Source organism: Streptomyces sp. URMC 124 (assembly GCF_051386455.1).
Lineage (GTDB): Bacteria > Actinomycetota > Actinomycetes > Streptomycetales > Streptomycetaceae > Streptomyces.
In genome coordinates, this window is sequence record NZ_JBPQTS010000154.1 from 1 (window position 1) to 17,625 (window position 17,625).

Annotated in this window: 14 protein-coding genes; 6 read left to right on the top strand and 8 right to left on the bottom strand. The window is 73.2% G+C overall.

The genetic code is table 11. The features are described 5' to 3' along the window. The 5 genes from ACSNOG_RS26255 to ACSNOG_RS26275 all read right to left on the bottom strand — a co-directional run. A partial coding sequence (locus ACSNOG_RS26255) for an N-acyl-D-amino-acid deacylase family protein (RefSeq protein ID WP_436755176.1) occupies window positions 1-1,754 on the bottom strand: 1,754 nt, incomplete at its 3' end. A 233-nt stretch (window positions 1,755-1,987) separates the two neighbouring features. Beyond that, the gene (locus ACSNOG_RS26260; RefSeq protein ID WP_436755177.1) at window positions 1,988-3,109 is read right to left on the bottom strand and encodes an LLM class flavin-dependent oxidoreductase; all 1,122 of its coding nucleotides are present in this window, start codon (window positions 3,107-3,109) and stop codon (window positions 1,988-1,990) included. Window positions 3,110-3,215: 106 nt separating this feature from the next. Next, the gene (locus tag ACSNOG_RS26265; RefSeq protein ID WP_436755178.1) at window positions 3,216-4,016 is read right to left on the bottom strand and encodes an SDR family NAD(P)-dependent oxidoreductase; all 801 of its coding nucleotides are present in this window, start codon (window positions 4,014-4,016) and stop codon (window positions 3,216-3,218) included. 74 nt (window positions 4,017-4,090) lie between these two features. Further along, the gene (locus ACSNOG_RS26270) at window positions 4,091-5,011 is read right to left on the bottom strand and encodes a TIGR03619 family F420-dependent LLM class oxidoreductase (protein ID WP_436755187.1); all 921 of its coding nucleotides are present in this window, start codon (window positions 5,009-5,011) and stop codon (window positions 4,091-4,093) included. A 118-nt stretch (window positions 5,012-5,129) separates the two neighbouring features. Continuing rightward, window positions 5,130-6,356 carry an amidohydrolase family protein gene (locus ACSNOG_RS26275; RefSeq protein WP_436755179.1) on the bottom strand — a complete coding sequence of 409 codons (1,227 nt, stop codon included), beginning with the start codon at window positions 6,354-6,356 and terminating at the stop codon, window positions 5,130-5,132. A gap of 163 nt (window positions 6,357-6,519) precedes the next feature. Here ACSNOG_RS26275 and ACSNOG_RS26280 point away from each other — a divergent pair, with 163 nt between their 5' ends. From ACSNOG_RS26280 to ACSNOG_RS26290, 3 genes are all read left to right on the top strand, one after another. Next, the gene (locus ACSNOG_RS26280) at window positions 6,520-9,450 is read left to right on the top strand and encodes an AfsR/SARP family transcriptional regulator (protein WP_436755180.1); all 2,931 of its coding nucleotides are present in this window, start codon (window positions 6,520-6,522) and stop codon (window positions 9,448-9,450) included. 459 nt (window positions 9,451-9,909) lie between these two features. After that, window positions 9,910-10,152 (top strand): hypothetical protein, encoded by a 243-nt coding sequence (locus ACSNOG_RS26285; protein ID WP_436755181.1) that lies wholly within the window; start codon window positions 9,910-9,912, stop codon window positions 10,150-10,152. A gap of 709 nt (window positions 10,153-10,861) precedes the next feature. Next, the gene (locus tag ACSNOG_RS26290) at window positions 10,862-11,170 is read left to right on the top strand and encodes a hypothetical protein (RefSeq protein ID WP_436755182.1); all 309 of its coding nucleotides are present in this window, start codon (window positions 10,862-10,864) and stop codon (window positions 11,168-11,170) included. A gap of 30 nt (window positions 11,171-11,200) precedes the next feature. Here the strand turns inward: ACSNOG_RS26290 and ACSNOG_RS26295 are convergent, their stop codons facing one another. Both ACSNOG_RS26295 and ACSNOG_RS26300 read right to left on the bottom strand, forming a co-directional pair. Continuing rightward, the gene (locus ACSNOG_RS26295) at window positions 11,201-11,635 is read right to left on the bottom strand and encodes a pyridoxamine 5'-phosphate oxidase family protein (RefSeq protein WP_436755188.1); all 435 of its coding nucleotides are present in this window, start codon (window positions 11,633-11,635) and stop codon (window positions 11,201-11,203) included. Window positions 11,636-11,753: 118 nt separating this feature from the next. After that, entirely contained in the window at window positions 11,754-13,475 is a 1,722-nt protein-coding gene (locus tag ACSNOG_RS26300; protein WP_436755183.1) for an AMP-binding protein, read from the bottom strand. Between the two features lie 144 nt (window positions 13,476-13,619). Here ACSNOG_RS26300 and ACSNOG_RS26305 point away from each other — a divergent pair, with 144 nt between their 5' ends. The 3 genes from ACSNOG_RS26305 to ACSNOG_RS26315 are packed head-to-tail and all read left to right on the top strand — an operon-like array spanning window position 13,620 to window position 16,046. Next, entirely contained in the window at window positions 13,620-14,816 is a 1,197-nt protein-coding gene (locus tag ACSNOG_RS26305; protein ID WP_436755184.1) for a lipid-transfer protein, read from the top strand. A gap of 4 nt (window positions 14,817-14,820) precedes the next feature. Further along, window positions 14,821-15,285, top strand: a complete 465-nt coding sequence (locus ACSNOG_RS26310; protein ID WP_436755185.1) for a Zn-ribbon domain-containing OB-fold protein — start codon at window positions 14,821-14,823, stop codon at window positions 15,283-15,285. A gap of 11 nt (window positions 15,286-15,296) precedes the next feature. Beyond that, window positions 15,297-16,046 carry an enoyl-CoA hydratase/isomerase family protein gene (locus tag ACSNOG_RS26315; protein ID WP_436755189.1) on the top strand — a complete coding sequence of 250 codons (750 nt, stop codon included), beginning with the start codon at window positions 15,297-15,299 and terminating at the stop codon, window positions 16,044-16,046. A 28-nt stretch (window positions 16,047-16,074) separates the two neighbouring features. Here the strand turns inward: ACSNOG_RS26315 and ACSNOG_RS26320 are convergent. Next, window positions 16,075-17,625, bottom strand: a 1,551-nt coding sequence (locus ACSNOG_RS26320; protein ID WP_436755186.1) for an outer membrane protein assembly factor BamB family protein, incomplete at its 5' end; no start/stop codon positions are given.

Sequence of the window (17,625 nt, forward strand, 5' to 3'; positions counted from 1 at the left end):
GTCCCCACCGTCTCCGTGTCCCGCCCCGACCGCAGCACCGTCCCCGGCAGCGCCCCCGTCACCACGTCGTGCCGCACCGTCTCCACCCCGTTGACCCGTACGCTGACCACGCCCACCGCCCGCGAGTCCAGCCGCGGCCCGTCGCCCGGCAGGTCGTGGACGAGCGCGGCGGGCCCGGCGTCGATGCGGCCGGGGTCGAAGAGGACCAGGTCGGCCGCATAGCCCTCGGCGATCCGGCCGCGCCCGCGCAGGCCGAACAGGCGCGCCGGCTCGTCCGTCAGCATCTGTACGGCCCGCTCGACCGGCACCAGCTTGCGGCCGCGCAGGCAGTCGCCGAGGAAGCGCGTCGTGTAGGGCGCGCCGCACATCCGGTCCAGGTGCGCGCCCGCGTCCGAGCCGCCGAGCAGCACGTCCGGGTGCTCCCAGGTGTCCCTGCGCAGTTCCCAGCTCGCGGGGTCGTTGTCGGAGGGCATCGGCCACAGGACGGTGCGCAGTTCGTCGGCCGCGCAGATCTCCACCAGGCACGCGAACGGGTCGAGGCCGCGCTCGGCGGCGATGTCGCCCACGACGCGCCCGGTCAGGCCGTCGTTCTCCTTCGCGTACGTATCGCCGATCACGTACCGCCCGAAGTGGGCCAGCCTGCGGAAGACGCCCGCTTCGGGGCTGCGCGCGCGGCGCAGCATGTCGGCCTGGACGGCCGGGTCGCGCAGGGCGGTGATGCGGTGGGGCACGGGCAGGGCGAGGATCTCGCCCCAGCCGGGGATGAGGTTCAGTGCGCAGAAGGTGCCCAGGGACATGTTCATGGGCGTGAGGATCGGCATGGTGAGGGCCACGATCCGGCCGCCCGCGGCGCGGGCCCGCGCGCTCGCGGTGAGCTGGCGGGGCACGCGGTCGGGGACGGCGGCGTCGATGGTGAGGACGTTCCAGTTGAGGGGGCGGCCGGCGGCGGCGGTCATGCCCGTCAGCAGGTCGATCTCGGCGTCCGCGAACCGGTCGAGGCAGCCGGAGACGATCGCCTCGATCTGGGTGCCCTCGTGCTCGCCGACCGCGGCCGACAGCGCCAGCAGCTCGTCGGGTCGTGCGTGCCGGGAGGCCACGGGGCGGCCGTCGCCGTCGGAGTGGGTGGACGACTGCGTGGTGGACAGGCCCCAGGCTCCCGCGTCCATCGCCTCGTGCAGCAGGCCGGTCATGCGCCGCAGCTGCCCGGCGTCGGGCTGCCCGCCCACGGCGTCGGGGCCCATCACGTACCGGCGCAGGGCGCAGTGCCCGGCCATGAACCCGGCGTTGACGGCGATCCGCCCCTCCAGGGCGTCCAGGTACTCCCCGAAGGACGACCAGTCCCAGGGCGCCCCCTCCTCCAGGGCGGCCAGCGACATGCCCTCGACCTTGCTCATCATGCGCCGCGTGTAGCCGGCGTCGTCGGGCCGCGCGGGGTTCAGGGGAGCGAGGCTGAAGCCGCAGTTGCCGCCGACGACGGTGGTGACGCCGTGGCTCAGGGACGGCGCGGCGTAGGGGTCCCAGAAGAGCTGGGCGTCGTAGTGGGTGTGCGGGTCGACGAATCCGGGGGTGAGGACCAGCCCGGCGCCGTCCTCCTCGGTCCGCGCCCGCTCCCCCACCCGGCCGCCCGCCTTCACCCGGGCCGGGGACCGTGCGATCGAGGCGATCCGCCCGTCCCGGATGCCGACGTCGGCGACGTAGGAGGGGGCTCCGGTGCCGTCGATGACAGTGGCGCGCTTGATCAGGTGGTCGAGCATGGCCGCATCACCTTTGCTGTCGCTGCCTTTGCTGTCGCTGCCTTGCCGTCGATGCCTTGCCGTCCTGCCTTGCCGTCGACGCCTTTGCCGTCACTGCCTCTGCCGTCACTGCCTCTGCTTGTCGGCCGTCGTGGCCTGCGCGGGCACCTGACGGAGGCCCGGGGGCCGGGGCGGCGGATCCGGGAAGACGCCGCCCCGGTGCATGAAGGAGGGGCCCAGGACCGGGGGCACCCTCAAGCAGCCCGCCGCATGCGTGTCGTCCGGTGCACCGGATCCGTGTCGATCTTCGGAATGACGTGCTCGCCGATCAGCCGGATCGTGCGCATCGTGTCCTCGAACGGCACCCCGACCGGCAGCCCGAACGACAGCTGGTCCGCCCCCGCCTGCTCCCACCGCTTGCACTGGCGGAACACCTCGTCGGGGTCGCCGCAGATCATCAGCTCCTCGGCGATGAGGAGTTCGATGATCTCCTCGGTGTACTCCGGCAGCAGCTCGGGCCACTGCGGGATGCCCTCGGGGCGGGGGAACGTGTCGTGGTAGCGGAACAGCAGCGACTGGAGGTAGTGCAGTCCGCCCGCGGCGGCGATCTCCACGGCCTTCGCGTGCGTCTCCGCGCAGATGGCCGTGGAGGTGACCATGACGTTGTCGTTGACGTAGGCGCCGACGGGCTCGGCGGCCGCGATCGCCGTCTTGTACGAGTCGACGACCCACTCCATGTCGGCGACCTTCTGCACGCTGAAGCCGAGGACGCCGAGCCCCTTGCGGGCGGCCATCGCGTACGACGAGGGCGACCCGGCCGCGTACCACATGGCGGGGTGCGCGGGCCCGTACGGCTTGGGGAGCACCTTGCGCGGCGGCAGCGACCAGTGCTCGCCCCGGAAGCCGGGGTACTCGTCCTCCAGCCACATCCGGGGGAACTCGGCGATCGTCTCCTCCCAGATCTCCTTGGTGCGGTTCATGTCGGTGATGCCCGGCAGAAACCCGAGGATCTCGTGGCTGCCCGCCCCGCGCCCGGTGCCGAACTCGAAGCGGCCGCGGGAGAGGTGGTCGAGCATGGCGGCCTTCTCGGCGACCTTGGCCGGGTGGTTGACCTGCGGCAGCGGGTTGAAGATGCCGGAGCCGAGGTGGATACGGTCGGTCGCGTGGGCGAGGTAGCCGAGGAAGACGTCGTTCGCGGAGAGGTGCGAGTACTCGTCGAGGAAGTGGTGCTCGGAGGCCCAGGCGTACTTGAAGCCGGACCGGTCGGCCTGGATGACGTACTCGGTCTCCTCCATCAGCGCGTGGTGCTCGGCCTGCGGGTCGCCCCGGCGCCGGCTCTCCGGAACGTAACCCTGAACGAAGATCCCGAATTCCACGGAGGTTCACCGTCCGTCCGCTCGCTCGTTCGCTCACCCGAGATTTTCTGACACTCAGTCAGATATGGGAAGACGGGGGAGACTCTGGCACCGGCGGACGGGAGCGTCAAGACACCGGCAGCGGAACCCCCGCCAGCCAGCCGCCGTCCACGACGAAGTGCTGCCCGGTGACGTACGAGGAGTCGTCCGCCGTCAGGTAGAGAGCCAGCCTCGCGACCTCGTCCGGGCGGCCTATCCGGCCCAGGGGCACCGCCTTCCGGTAGAACGCCTCCGCCGCAGCCGCCGCGGCCGCCGCCCGGCCCGGGTCGGCGGACGGGTCGAGGGCCGCAGGGTCGGTCATGGGCGTGTCGATCGCCCCCGGGCATACGGCATTGACCCGGATGCCGTCGGCCGCCAGCTCCAGGGCGGCCACCCGGGTCATGGCGAGGACGGCCGCCTTCGAGGCCGCGTAGGAGGTGAGGAAGGGCATGCCGGCCAGCGCGGCGTACGAGGAGGTGTTGACGATGGTGCCGCCGCCCCGCGCCGCCAGCCCGGGCGCGACCGCGCGCATGCCGAGGAACGCCCCGAGCTGGTTGACGCGGCAGACCTCCGCGAACTCCTTGCGGGGCGTGTCGGTCAGCTGGTTGCAGCGCAGGATCCCGGCGTTGTTGACGAGTCCGTCGAGCCCGCCGAAGGCCTCCCCGGCAGCGGCGACGGCAGCCGCCCAGTGCTCCTCGTCACCGACGTCCAGGTGGACGTACGCGGCGGCATCGGAGCCCAGCTCCTTCGCTACCGCCCTCCCCTGTTCGTCCAGGACGTCCGCGAGGACGACCTTCGCGCCCTCCGCAGCGAACAGCCGCGCCTCCTGCTCGCCTTGCCCGCGCGCCGCACCCGTGACGAGCACGACACGGCCGTCGAGTTTGCCCATGGCGTGTTTTTACCTCCGTCGTGTTCATCGCCCTGCTGCAAGCGTTTACGTGACCCGTCGCGCGGGAGGGGCGCTCAGTCGTCCAGCAGCGGTGCGACCCCGCCCGCGAAGGCCTCCATCTGGTCGAGCAGTTCGCGCAGGTCGCGGCAGCGGAACCGGACCTGCACCTGGTTCACGCCCATCTGCCCGTACACCCGCAGCGACTCCGCGAGCGTGCCCGGGCGGCCGGTCAGCGTGCGGGGGCCGGTGTCCCAGGAGGGCGTGCCGACGTAGAGCGCCTCGGAGATGGCTCCGACGGCGAACGGACCGCCGAGCCCGCCCAGCCCCGCCTCCTCGCGCAGCCGCCGCAGTACGGCGATGCGCTGCGGCAACTGCTCGCGCCGGTCGCCCTGGGACAGCCAGCCGTCCCCCCGCAGCGCCGCCCGGCGCAGCGCCGCGGGCGAGGAGCCCCCGACCCAGATGGGCGGGCGCGGCGTACGGACCGGCCGGGGCGCCTGACCGAGCCCGCGGAAGACGAAGCGGCGGCCGCTGAACTGCGGGAACTCGGAGGGGCCGAGGGCCTCCTTGAGCGCGTCGACCGTCTCGTCCAGGATCGTGCCGCGCCGCCCGAAGTCCACGCCGAGCGCCTGGAACTCCTCGCGCACGTGCCCCGCCCCGACCCCGAGGACCAGCCGGCCCGCGGCGAGCCGGTCGACGGTGGCGTACTGCTTGGCGAGCACGAGCGGGTGGCGGAGCGCGGCCACGGCGACGTGGCTGAGCAGCAGGGTGCGCTCCGTGACGGCGGCGAGGTGGGCGAGGGTGGCCACCGGGTCGTACCAGACGGTGCCCATGGCGGCGGCCAGGCGCACGGGGACGGCGACGTGGTCGCAGGTCGCGAGGTAGGCGAAGCCGAGCCGGTCGGCGGCCGCGGCGACCTCCCGCAGGTCGTGGGGGCCCGCCTCGACCTCCCAGGGCTCGGCGTAGAGGGTGCTCAGGGAGGTGATGGGCAGCTGCATGCCGTACGAGAGGCGGCCCTCGGGCAGCACTTGCAGGCCGCGCGGCGGCGGCGCCTGCGGGTCGCCGTGACGCTCCTGCGGGCGGCCGGGCGCTCCACCGTCCGCCGCGGCCCCCTCCTCACCCGGCCGCATGCGCCCACAGCCCTTCCTCCGTGAGCCCCAGCAGCTCGATCGCGTTGCCCCGCACGATCCGCTCCACGACGTCCGGCGCCAGGTGCCCCATCTGCTCCTCGGCGACCTCCTTGGAGCGGGGCCAGGTGGAGTCGGAGTGCGGGTAGTCGGTCTCATAGAGGACGTTGCCGACGCCGATCGCGTCCAGGCTGCGCAGCCCGAAGGCGTCGTCGAAGAAGCAGCCGTGGACGTGCTCGGCGAAGAGCTCGGAGGGCGGCCGCAGGACCTTGTCCGCGACGCCGCCCCAGCCGCGGTTCTGCTCCCAGACGACGTCCGCGCGCTCCAGGGTGTACGGGATCCAGCCGATCTGCCCCTCGGCGTACATGATGCGCAGGTCCGGGAAGCGGTCGAAGGCGCCGGACATCAGCCAGTCGGCCAGGGAGAAGCAGCAGTTGGCGAAGGTGATGACGGAGCCGACGGCGGGCGGGGCGTCCGCCGAGGTGGACGGCATGCGCGAGGAGGAGCCGATGTGCATGGCGATGACGGTGCGGGTCTCCGCGCAGGCGCGCAGGAAGGGGTCCCAGGCGTCGGTGTGGACGGAGGGGAGGCCCAGGTGCGGGGGGATTTCGGAGAAGCAGACGGCGCGCACGCCGCGCTCGGCGTTGCGGCGGACCTCGGCGGCGGCGAGTTCCGCGTCCCACAGGGGGACGATGCCGAGCGGTATCAGGCGCCCGTGCGCCTCGGGGCCGCACCACTCCTCCACCATCCAGTCGTTGTAGGCGCGCACGCCCAGGAGGGCGAGTTCGCGGTCGGACGCTTCGGTGAAGGTCTGGCCGCAGAAGCGCGGGAAGGTGGGGAAGCAGAGGGCGGACTGGACGTGGTTGCGGTCCATATCGGCCAGGCGTTCCGGCACGCTGTAGGAGCCGGGCCGCATCTGTTCGTACGTGATTCCTTCGAGCCTGACGTCGTCCCTGGAGTATCCGACGGCGGTATCCAGCCGTGTGAGCGGACGGTGCAAATCCTCATAGATCCACCAGTCGGCCTCCTGGCCGGGCTCGCCCGGGGCGCCCATGACGGGAGTGAACCTTCCGCCGACGAAGGTCAACTCCTTGACCGGCGCCCGGACGATCCGCGGCCCGACGTCGCGGAACTTCGCCGGTAGCCGGTCCGACCAGACGTGGGGAGGCTCGACCGTGTGATCGTCCACCGAGATGATCCTGGGGATGCTCTCCATGACTGACACGTTAGCGACGATCTGACGCTCCGTCAGCACACTGCGTGCGCAGCCGTGGGCGGTCTCTGGCAGGCCTTGTGGAGAGGCCGGACCCCTGCTGACGCAGAGCCCCCGGACAAGGCAGACTGGCCGTGCGACCGAGCGGGACAAGCAGGGGGTCACCATGGCCGGCGAGACAGGGCACGGGCAGCAGCTCCGATTCACCGTGCTCGGGCCCGTGCGGGCCCGCCGCGGCAGGGAGCTGCTGAACACCGGCTCGCCCCAGCAGCGGGCGCTCCTCGCCGCCCTGCTGCTGCGCGGCGGGCGGACCGCCACCGCGCCGGAGCTGGTGGACGCCCTGTGGGGGGACGAGCCCCCGCACGCCGCCCTCGCCGCGCTGCGCACCTACGCCTCCCGGCTCCGCAAGGCGTTCGGGCCCGACGCGGACGCCCTGGTCAGCGAGTCCGGGGGGTACGCGATCCGGATCGGCCTCGGCTGCCTCGACATCGACCGGGCCGAGCACCTCGTCGCCGAGGCGGAGAAGACCCGCGCCTCCGGTGACCGTCACCGCGCCCGCGACCTGATCAACGAGGCGCTCGGCGTCTGGGACGGCGAGCCGCTGGCCGGCCTGCCGGGGCCGTACGCGGAGACGCAGCGCACGCGCCTGGAGGAGTGGCGGCTGTCGCTCATCGAGACCCGCCTGGACCTGGACCTGGAGGTCGGCAGCCACGCCGAGGCCGTCTCGGAGCTGACCGCCCTGACCGCCGCCCACCCCCTGCGCGAGCGCCTGCGCGAGCTGCTGATGCTCGCCCTCTACCGCAGCGGCCGCCAGGCCGAGGCCCTCGCCGTCTACGCCGACACCCGCCGCCTCCTCGCCGACGAACTCGGCGTCGACCCCTGTCCCGAGCTCTCCGAGCTCCAGCAGCGCATCCTCAACGCCGACGCGGACCTCGCCCTGCCCTTCGTCCCGGACGACCGGCCCTGCGCGGGCCCCGCCTTCATCCGGCCCGCGCAGCTGCCCGCGACGGTCTCCGACTTCACGGGGCGCGCGGCCTTCGTGGACGAGCTCGGCGACCAGCTGGCGACGTGCTCCGGCGGGGTGATGGCCGTCTCCGCGGTGGCGGGCATCGGCGGCGTCGGCAAGACGACGCTCGCGGTGCACGTCGCGCACGCCGCCCGTCACCACTTCCCGGACGGGCAGCTCTACGTCGACCTGCAGGGCGCGGGCCCGCTGCCCGCCGAGCCGGAGGCAGTGCTCGGATCGTTCCTGCGCGCACTCGGAATCCCTGACTCCGCCATTCCCGAGGGCGTCCAGGAGCGGTCCGCCCTCTTCCGCTCCACCCTCGACGGCCGCCGCGTGCTGGCCCTGCTGGACAACGCGCGCGACGCCGCCCAGGTCCGCCCGCTGCTGCCCGGCACGGAAGGCTGCGCGGCGCTCGTCACCAGCCGCACGCGCATGGTGGGCCTGGCGGGGGCCCACCTGGTCGACCTGGACGTGATGAGCCCGGACGAGGCACTGGTGCTGTTCACCCGGATCGTGGGCACCGAGCGGGTGGAGGCCGAGCGGGACGCCGCGATGGACGTCGTGGCCGCCTGCGGCTTCCTGCCCCTGGCCATCCGCATCGCCGCCTCCCGCCTGGCCGCCCGCCGCACCTGGACCGTCTCGGTACTGGCCAGGAAGCTCGGCGACGAACGCCGCCGCCTGGACGAACTCCGCGCCGGCGACCTCGCCGTCACCGCCACCTTCGAACTCGGCTACGGGCAGCTGGAGCCGGGGCAGGCCCGCGCCTTCCGCCTCCTCGGGCTGGCCGACGGCCCGGACATCTCCCTGGCCGCCGCAGCGGCCGTCCTGGACCTCGGCATCGACGCCACGGAGGAGCTGCTGGAGTCGCTGGTCGACACCTCCCTCCTGGAGTCCGCCGCACCCGGCCGGTACCGCTACCACGACCTCGTACGCCTCTACGCGCGTGCATGCGCCGAACGCGACGAGCAGCCCCCGGCCGAGCGCGAAGCCGCCCTCTCGCGGCTGCTGGACTTCTACCTCGCGACGGCAGCCGGGGTGTACGTCCTGGAGCGGCCCGGCGACCAGCTCCTGGCCCACCTGACGCCCACGACCCACCCCGGGCTCGTCTTCACCGACCGGGGCGCGGCGAGCGACTGGCTCTTCGCCGAGGCCGGGTGCCTGCTGGCCTGCGTCCGCCAGCACGCGTCCGCCTCCGGCGACACCCTGCGCCGCGCCGTCGACCTGCTGCTCGCCGCCAAGGACCTCGCCGAGTCCGGCGCCGACTCCCGCCTCTACGAGCAGGCCGCGACCGCGCTGCTGGCCGCCACCCAGGAGGCCGGGGACACCCGGGCCGAGGGCCGCGCCCGGACCGTCCTCACGCACGTGTACAGCCTCGCCGGCCGCTTCGACCAGGCCGACGAGCAGGCCCTGCACGCCGTCCTCCTCGGGCGCGCCACGGAGGACCCCATCCCCTGCGGCTACGCCTCCAACAACCGCGGCATCATCGCCATCTACCAGCACCGCCACGAGGACGCCGAGGCGTACATCGAGCAGGCGCTGGAGTGCTTCCGCGCCGACGGCAACCGGCCCTGCGAAGCCAGCGCCCTCAGCAACCTCGCCCGCGTCCACCTCGACACCGGGCGCACCCGCTCGGCGGTCGAGCTCGCCGAGCAGGCGCTCGCCATCTACCGCGAGATCAACGTCAGCTGGCGGCTGGCGAACGGCCTGTACACGTACGGGCTGGTGCTCACGCACGCCCGCCGGTTCGAGGACGCGCTGCGGCAGCTGAACGAAGCCATGCCGATCTTCGTCGACAACCGGCAGCGGCTGTGGGAGGGCATGACCCACTACCGGCTGGCGGAGGTCCACCTGGCGGCCGGGCGGCCGACCGCCGCCGCCCACCACGCCGAGCAGGCGCTGAAGCTGCGCGGCATCGGCGGCGAGTGGCGGCGCGGCAACGTCCTGACCGTGCTGGGGCGCTCGCTGGACGCCCTGGGGCAGCCGGGCCGGGCGCGGGCCTGCTGGACGGAGGCGCTGGCCATCTACGAGCAGCTGGGGTCGTCGGAGGCGGCCGACGTACGCGACCTGCTGTCGGTGGCCACGGCCGCTTAGCGGGCCGGGACTGCGGCTCGGGGGCAGCGGCTCGGGGGGCAGCGGCTCGGGGCGGCGGTCCAAGGCTTTTGTCAGGCGGTCGCCGCGGCGAGGGTGGAACTCCTGGCTCCGGGGTAGCGGTCAGGTAGCGCCGGACGGCACGCCCAGCGGAAGCGCACGTTCCGAAGCTTCGTGCGATGCCTCGAACCCCCCTCCGGAAGCGTCCCGCAAGGGCCACATGGCCCCTAAAAAACCCTGCCACGTGCCCGTTCATCGATCGTTTATCGCGACACGGCAGTCTGAGTCCTGTCGATCCGTCGCGTCGGGGGGCAGACGGGTCGTAGGTGAGGCCTCACCTCAGGGGTGATCAGCCCCAGTCCCCGTCCGGCGGCCATCGGGGGAGTCGCCGGGCGGGTTCTGCATCCCAGCACCATCCCCTCACGCCAAACGACTCGCACCGACCCATCGGAGTTGATCGCTATGAGCGACGAGCGCAAGCTCACGCCAGGCGTGGCCACACCGCAGGACGACCACGCCACGGGCGGGACGTTCGCGGCAGGGCAGCAGTTCGCGCCGCCGCCGGACGACCACGCCACCATAGGTGAACCGATCGTCCTGAAGGACAAAACCGTCCTGAAGAACAAGAAGCCCATCCCGACGGAGGACCGGGTCGTCATGGACGACCACGCCACGGGTGACAAGCCCAAAACGGGGCTCGTCTGACGGGCTCGTCTGACCGGACTCCCGGGGCGGGGGGTTTCTGACCGAAGACATCGGCGGCCAGGAACCCTCCGGCCGGGGGCCTCGGGGGGAGAGCACGACCACGGGAACGTTCCGGGGAGGAAGTACCGCAGGGGACGTACCCGGGGGAAGACGTACGTCGGGGGAAACGTACGGGGGACGTACGACGGGGGAGCCGTACGGGGGAACGTACGACGGGGGAATGCACAACAGCACGGCAGCACGAAAGCAAGGAAGCACGGGGGAAAGCACGACGGGGGATCCGAACGGCGGGTCTTCCACGGGGGATCCAACGGGGGTCGTCCGGCGCATGAGCGGTACGGGGGACGCCGGACGGGGAGAAAGGCGCCATCGCAACAAGGAAACACCACGGGGGAGCACAACGGGGGAACAGCACGGGGGAACAGCACGGGGGACGCACAACAATTGAAGAAGGTGAACGGGGGAACGGCACGACAACTGAACAGCCAAGTACCAACGGGGGACCGCAGGGGCCGGCGTCGGCAGCACGGAGGGGAAGCCGTCGACGTCGGCCCCTGCGGTCATGCGCCTTTGGCGCCGAACTGCAGACAAGCGGACCGGAGTTCACACACTTCCGTCCGAACCGCGGACGTGGCCGTCCTCACCCGCTACGTTCGCTGGCATGCGCACCACCACGGCATTACCACCCCCCGAATCAGAGGAGTCGGAAATGAACGCCACCAGCACGCGCACGAAGAAAGCTCTCGTCATAGCCGCCCTGGCCGCCGCCGGGGCCCTGGCGACGGCCGGCCCCGCAGCCGCCGCGGGCGCCGACGACCACACCACCCGGGAGACCCCGGTCGCCGCCGTGCAGCTCGCGCACTCGCTCGGTGGCGGCGCGGCCGCCCCGGGGGACGACCACACCACGGGCGGCCCGGACGACCACACCACCGGTGGCGCCGACGACCACACCACGGGCGGTGCCGACGACCACACCACCCTGGCGCCCGGGCTCCACGCCGCAGGAGCGTCCCGCTAGGGGCCGCTGCAGCCGCAGCGGCCCTGCCGCTCAGCTCGCGCCACCCAGGTCGGCCGAGAGCCAGTGCTGCGGCCGCATCCTGATCGCCACGACCGCTTCCGGGTCGGCCGTGATCCTCTCGACGTGCGCCTCGACCGCCGATTCCGTCGGCAGGTAACGGGCGGCAATCTCCCTCGCCAGCTCCTTCGTCGCCGTTTCGACCGAAACGAGCTCGCCCTCGACGGAGACGTACCGGTACGTCGGAGACGTCCGGTCCACCATGAGCGTGAATCGCCCGGCATCGGCAATGAGCTGTGCTTTGCGGGAGGCGCGGCCGGTGACGAGCACGACCTCACCGCCCGGACGGTAGACGTACCAGACGGGCACGTTCACCGGACCGCGCCCTTCCACGCCGGAATCCACGGCGAGCGCCGCAATGTGCGGGCCGACCAGGAATTTCTCACGCTCTTCGACGGAAAGCGGCATCGCAACCACCTCGTTCACGGTCGTGCGGATTCGGGCCCGGGCGAGCCCTGCTGGGTTTCCGGACCGCATCTTGGCCGCCCGGTCCGCCCGGCGCCGCTGACCGCGCCGCTGCCCTTCGTTATTCCGCCGCCATTCCGCCTGCTTGCCGCAATCCGCGCTTGAGCACCTTGCCTGAGGCATTGCGCGGCAGCACGGGAACGAACTCCACCTCGCGCGGGACTTTGTAGGCGGCCATCTCGTGCCGCGCCCAGGCGATGAGCTCCTCCGCCGACGCGTCCGGGCCGCCGCCCCTGCGGACCACGAAGGCCTTGCCGACCTCGCCGAGCCGCTTGTCGGGCACGCCGACGACCGCGACTTCCGCGATGCCCGGGTGCCGGGCCAGCACCCGCTCCACCTCCGCCGGATAGACGTTGAAACCGCCGGCCACGAACATGTCCTTGATGCGGTCGGTGATCCGCAGATTGCCCTCGCCGTCCAGCACCCCGATGTCGCCGGTGTGCAGCCAGCCGTCCACGTCGACAGCTTCGGCCGTGGCGCGAGGGTCCTCGAAGTAGCCCGCCATCACCTGGTATCCGCGTACGAGGACCTCGCCCGGCCGCCCCGGCCCCAGCGCCTTCCCGTCGGCCCCCACGACCTTGACCTCGGTGTCCGGAACGGCCCTCCCGGAGGTGCCCGCGATGACTTCGGTGCGGTCGTCACGGCGGCACATGGTGACGACGCCGGTGGCTTCGCTCATCCCGTAGGCCGTGAGGACCGTGGGGATGCCGGCCTCGTCCCGCAGCCGCTCGATCAGCCGCGGGTCGACGTCCGCCGCGCCCGTCACCACCAGCCGCAGCGAGGACAGGACGCCCGTTCTGTGGGCCGGGTGGTCCAGCAGCGCCTGATGGAGGGTGGGCGGGCCGGGCAGCACGGTGATGCGCTCCGCCACGATGTGGGCCAGCACCGCCTCCACCGCGAACACGGCTTGCGGCACCATCACCGCGCCGCGCATCAGGCAGGCGAGGACACCTGCCTTGTAGCCGAAGGTGTGCGAGAAGGGGTTGACGATCAGATAGCGGTCCCCTCTCCGCAGCCCGGCGATGTCGCTCCAGGCCCCGAACGCGCGCAGGCTCTGGGCGTGGGTGACCACCACGCCCTTGGGCTCGCCCGTGGTGCCGGAGGTGAAGATGATGTCCGACGGCACATCGGGGCCGACGGCGTTCGCCCGCGCCCGTACGGCCCAGGCCGGCACCGCATCGCCCGCCGCGAGGAAGTCCTTCCAGGTCCGGAAGCCGGACGGCGCGTCCTCGGCCAGCACCACGACCTCGCGCAGGTGCGGCAGCCCGCGCAGGGGCCCTCCGGCGGCGTCGTCGCCACCGGAGGCACGGGCGGCGCCTGAGGCACGGGTGGCACCGGAGGCACGGGTGGCACCGGAGGCACGGGTGGCACCGGAGGCAGCGGCGCCGTACGGGCCGCCTGCCGCACGACGCAGGGCGGCGACGTAGGACGTGCCGAGGAACGTACCGGTGACGAAGAGCAGCTTCGCCCGGGTGCGCGCGAGCACCTGCACCGCCTCGGCACCCCTGAGCCGGGTGTTGACCGGAACGAGCACGGCGCCGGCCGTGACGGCCCCCAGAGCGGAGACGATCCAGTCGAGCGTATTCGGCGCCCAGACGGCCACGCGGTCCCCTGCCTCGACGCCGGCCGCGAGGCAGCCGGCGGCGGCCCGCTCGATCCGGGCGGCGAGCTGTTCGTAACCGATCCGGGTGCGGCCCTCGACCACCGCCTCGCGGTCGCCGTACCGCGCCGCGGCCGTGCGGACCAGCCGGGGTATGGACATGAACTCCAGGTCTCCGCGCATCGCGTGCCCTCCCCGCCGCCCCGGCCCGCCCACTGCTGACTGTTCGTCAGATTAGCGATAGCCTTCCGCGCTGTCAGCAGGAGCAGCAGCGGTAGCAGGGGGAGCAACCGGAGCACGGAGGCAACGGACGCGACGGAGGGGACCATGGCCGCGAGACGCACGACACCGGCAGCACCGGCAGCGCGCACGGCGCGCACAGCGCTCAAGGACGCCACCGCAATCGTCGGCATAGGACAGACCCCCTTCGCCCGCCGTCTCGATGCGTCAGAAAAGACCCTGGCCTGCCGCGCGATCCTGGCCGCGCTCGACGACGCGGGCATCCCCCCTTCCCAGGTCGACGCCTTCGCCTCCTACACCATGGAGGAGACCGACGAGGTCGAGGTCGCCAAGGCCATCGGCGCGGGCGACGTGACCTTCTTCGCCAGGACCGGCTTCGGCGGCGGCGCCTCCTGCGCGACCGTCGCCCACCTCGCCACGGCGATCGCCACCGGCCAGGCCTCCGTCGGCGTGGCCTGGCGCTCCCGCAAACGCGGCTCCGGCCCCCGCCCCTGGACCGACACCCGCAGACAGCTGCCCACCCCGGCGCAGTGGACCCGCCCGTACGGCCTCCTGCGCCCGGCCGACGAGATCGCCATGCTCGCCCGCCGCTACATGCACGAGTACGGCGCCACCCGCGACCACTTCTTCAACGTCGCCCTGGCCTGCCGCAACCACGCCGGACGGAACCCGGACGCGATCATGCACGGGCGCCCGCTGACCCGCGAGACCTATATGGCCTCCCGCTGGATCAGCGAACCGCTCTGCCTCTTCGACAACTGCCTGGAGACGGACGGCGCCCTCGCCTGCGTCGTCGTCTCCGCCGAGCGCGCCCGCGACTGCCGCCACTCCCCCGTCTACGTGCACGCCGCCGCGCAGGGGCTGCCGGCCCAGCACCACGGCATGGTCAACTACTGGAACGACGACCCGCTCACCGGCCCCTCCTGGACCGCGGCCAGGCAGCTGTGGAAGACGGCCGACTTCGGCCCGCAGGACATCGACGTCGCCCAGATCTACGACGCCTTCACCCCGCTCATCCCGCTCTCCCTCGAAGGCTACGGCTTCTGCGGGCGCGGCGAGGGCGCCGCCTTCACCGAGGACGGCGCGCTCGAACTCGGCGGCAGGCTTCCGGTGAACACCGCCGGCGGCGGGCTCAGCGAGGCGTATGTCCACGGCTTCAACCTCATCACCGAAGGCGTCCGCCAGCTGCGCGGCACCTCGACCGCCCAGGTGCCGGGTGCCGGGACCTGCCTGGTCACGGCGGGCGAGTGCGTCCCCACTTCGGCTCTGCTGCTGAGGAGTTGAGCTCATGTCCTCCATGATGAGGGGCACCACTGACAACGGCCTCCTGCCACCGGAGCCCGACGAGGACGGGGCGCCCTTCTGGGAGTTCGCGGCCCGTGGCGAGCTGCGCATGCAGGCCTGCGCCGGGTGCGGTGAGCTGCGCTTCCCGCCCCGCCCGTGCTGCCCGCACTGCCGGTCCTTCGACAGCGAATGGCGCCGCATGACCGGCCGCGGCCGCATCTGGTCGTACGTCCTGCCCCATCCGCCGCTCCTGCCCGCCTACGCGGCGCGCGCCCCGTACAACGTCGTGATCGTGGAGCTGGCCGACGCCCCGCACCTCCGCATCCCCGGCAACCTCGTGGCGGCACCCGACGCGGACATCGACTCCGTCGACCCCTCTCTCCTCTGCATCGGCGCGCCCGTGCGCGTCACCTTCGCGCGGCTCGCGGGCGGCGTCGTCGTACCGCGGTGGCTGCTGGAGGCATCGTGATCCGCACGGAGATGCGCACCGACGGCGTCGCCCTCGTCACCCTCGACCGGCCCGCACGGCACAACGCCCTCGACCTGGCCGCGATCGGCGAACTCACCGCCGTCTGGCGCCGTTTCCGCTTCGACGACAGCGTCCGGGCCGTCGTACTGACCGGTGCCGGGGACCGGGCCTTCTGCACCGGCATCGACCGCTCCGCCGCCGTCCCCCAGCCCGGCTCGCCCTACTCCCTGGACGATCCCCTGCGCACCGCCGGCCCCAAGTCGTCCGACCTGTGGAAGCCGGTCCTCGCGGCGGTCGGCGGAATGGCGTGCGGCGGGGCGTTCTACCTGCTCGGTGAGGCGGAGTTCGTCGTGGCCGCCGAGAACGCCACGTTCTTCGACCCGCACACGACCTACGGCATGGTCAGCGCGTATGAGGCGATCCACATGACGCAGCGCATGCCCTTCGGCGAAGCCGCCCGCCTGGCTTTGATGGGCACCGCCGAGCGGCTCTCCGCGCGGCGGGCGTACGAGATCGGCCTGGTCTCCGAGCTGACCGCGCCCGGCGGGGCCGTCGACGCCGCCCTGCGCGCGGCCGCCGTCATCGCCGCCTGCCCGACCGAAGCGGTGCAGGGCACCGTACGGGCCTTGTGGGCGGCGAAGGAGGCCACGCTGGAGCGCGCGCTCTCGCTGGCCCCGCACCTGATCTCCCTCGGCAACCTGCCGCCGGAACAGCAGGCGCGGCTGTTCACCGCACGGGAGCGGGGGCACCGCCTGCGCTGAAGCGCCCTGCGGGGCCGCGAGCCCGTCCTTACCGCCGCGACGACATGCCGGTGCCCTTGGCGGCGTCCAGCGCGTACACACAGCGGTCCTTGCTGCACGCGTACACCACGCCGCCCGCCACCACCGGCGAGCCCGTGATCTCCCCGCCCGTGGCGAGCTTCCAGCGCAGCTGCCCGCCCGCCGCGTCCACCGTGTACAGGCAGTGGTCGGCGGAGCCGAAGTGGATGCGGCCATCGGCGACGACGGGGGCGCCCACCACATCGCCGCCCGCGGCGAACCGCCACTTGGGCGTGCCCGTGACCGCGTCCAGCGTGTAGAGCGCCCCGCCGCTGCCCAGGTGGACCGAGCCGGCCGAGACGAGCACCGGCTCGGTGGACTGCCGGGCCTCGGTGGCGATGCGCCAGCGGTCACGGCCGGTGGCCGCGTCCAGGGCGTAGACGGTGCCCAGGTAGTCGGCGATGTAGACGCCGCCTCCGGTGACGGCGGGGCCGGGGGCGAAGGCCGGCGGGCTGAGGAAGACGGCGGGCGCCTCGAACCGCCAGCGCACGTCGCCGCGGGCCACGTCGATGGCGAGCACGCGCGTACCGGCGGCGACGTAGACGACGCCGTCGGGCCCGTTCAGCAGCCGCACAGGGACGCCGCCGCAGGAGGCGGTGTCGCCCACGGGATACGACCAGCGCTCGGCGCCGGTGCGGGCTTCGAGGGCGCGCAGCCGGGCGTCGGCCCATACGTAGACGGTGCCGTCGTGGACGAGCGGGCCGCAGTCGGGCGTCTCGAAGTCGGTCTGGGCGCCGCCCATCTCCCACAGAAGCTCGCCGTTGGCGGCTTCCCAGGCCTGGACGCCGCCCCCGCGGGTGCCCGTGACGACCGTGCCGCGGTCGGCCCGCAGGGAGTAGACCCAGCCGTCGGTGGCGAGCCGCCAGCGCTCGGAGCCGTCGGCCGCGTCGAGGGCGTAGAGCGTGGGGCCGTCGGAGGCGTGGATGCGGCCGTCGGTGACGGCCATCGCCCAGGCCACGTCCCGCGTCTTGAACTGGCGCCGGCCGGTGGCCACATCGAGGGCGTGCACCTCGAAGGAGGTGACGTACAGCAGCTCGCCGGCCACCGTGGGCGTGCCCCAGACGTCGTTGGACATGCGGAACCGCCAGGGCCGCCAACGCCCCTGGTCTCCGGGCGTATTGGTGGTGCCGTCGGCCGCCGGGCCGGTGGTCTGCGCGGGCACGGACGTGGCGGCCGCCCCGCTGCCGGGCACGCCTGCGGGCGGGCGCACCCAGCCCGTGGCGGGCCCGGTGCCGGACGGGGAGCGGGTGTCGCGGCCGTCGGCGACGCGCGGCCCCGGGCCGATGGGGACCTGCGACCCCGCCAGCCGTACGGCGCCGTCCTGCGCGGGCGCCGCGGCGTAGCGGCCGGGGGCGCCGAGCGGGGCGGTGCCGGCGCCCGCTCGGGAGTCGTGGGGCGCGCTCAGGCCGCCGCGCGGGTCGTGGCCGACGGGCGCCGGGGAGCGGCCGGTGCCGGCCGCGCCGCGTCCGTCCCCCCAGGCGGGGCCGCTGTGGGCGGCGGGGGCCGGGGACGGGTCGTAGGA

Excerpts from the sequence above, each read along its gene's own strand:
- ACSNOG_RS26265 (WP_436755178.1), bottom strand. The coding sequence starts at position 4,016 with ATGGGCAAACTCGACGGCCGTGTCGTGCTCGTCACGGGTGCGGCGCGC.
- ACSNOG_RS26270 (WP_436755187.1), bottom strand. The coding sequence starts at position 5,011 with ATGCAGCTGCCCATCACCTCCCTGAGCACCCTCTACGCCGAGCCCTGG.
- ACSNOG_RS26275 (WP_436755179.1), bottom strand. The coding sequence starts at position 6,356 with ATGGAGAGCATCCCCAGGATCATCTCGGTGGACGATCACACGGTCGAG.
- ACSNOG_RS26280 (WP_436755180.1), top strand. The coding sequence starts at position 6,520 with ATGGCCGGCGAGACAGGGCACGGGCAGCAGCTCCGATTCACCGTGCTC.
- ACSNOG_RS26285 (WP_436755181.1), top strand. The coding sequence starts at position 9,910 with ATGAGCGACGAGCGCAAGCTCACGCCAGGCGTGGCCACACCGCAGGAC.
- ACSNOG_RS26290 (WP_436755182.1), top strand. The coding sequence starts at position 10,862 with ATGAACGCCACCAGCACGCGCACGAAGAAAGCTCTCGTCATAGCCGCC.
- ACSNOG_RS26295 (WP_436755188.1), bottom strand. The coding sequence starts at position 11,635 with ATGCCGCTTTCCGTCGAAGAGCGTGAGAAATTCCTGGTCGGCCCGCAC.
- ACSNOG_RS26300 (WP_436755183.1), bottom strand. The coding sequence starts at position 13,475 with ATGCGCGGAGACCTGGAGTTCATGTCCATACCCCGGCTGGTCCGCACG.
- ACSNOG_RS26305 (WP_436755184.1), top strand. The coding sequence starts at position 13,620 with ATGGCCGCGAGACGCACGACACCGGCAGCACCGGCAGCGCGCACGGCG.
- ACSNOG_RS26310 (WP_436755185.1), top strand. The coding sequence starts at position 14,821 with ATGTCCTCCATGATGAGGGGCACCACTGACAACGGCCTCCTGCCACCG.
- ACSNOG_RS26315 (WP_436755189.1), top strand. The coding sequence starts at position 15,297 with ATGCGCACCGACGGCGTCGCCCTCGTCACCCTCGACCGGCCCGCACGG.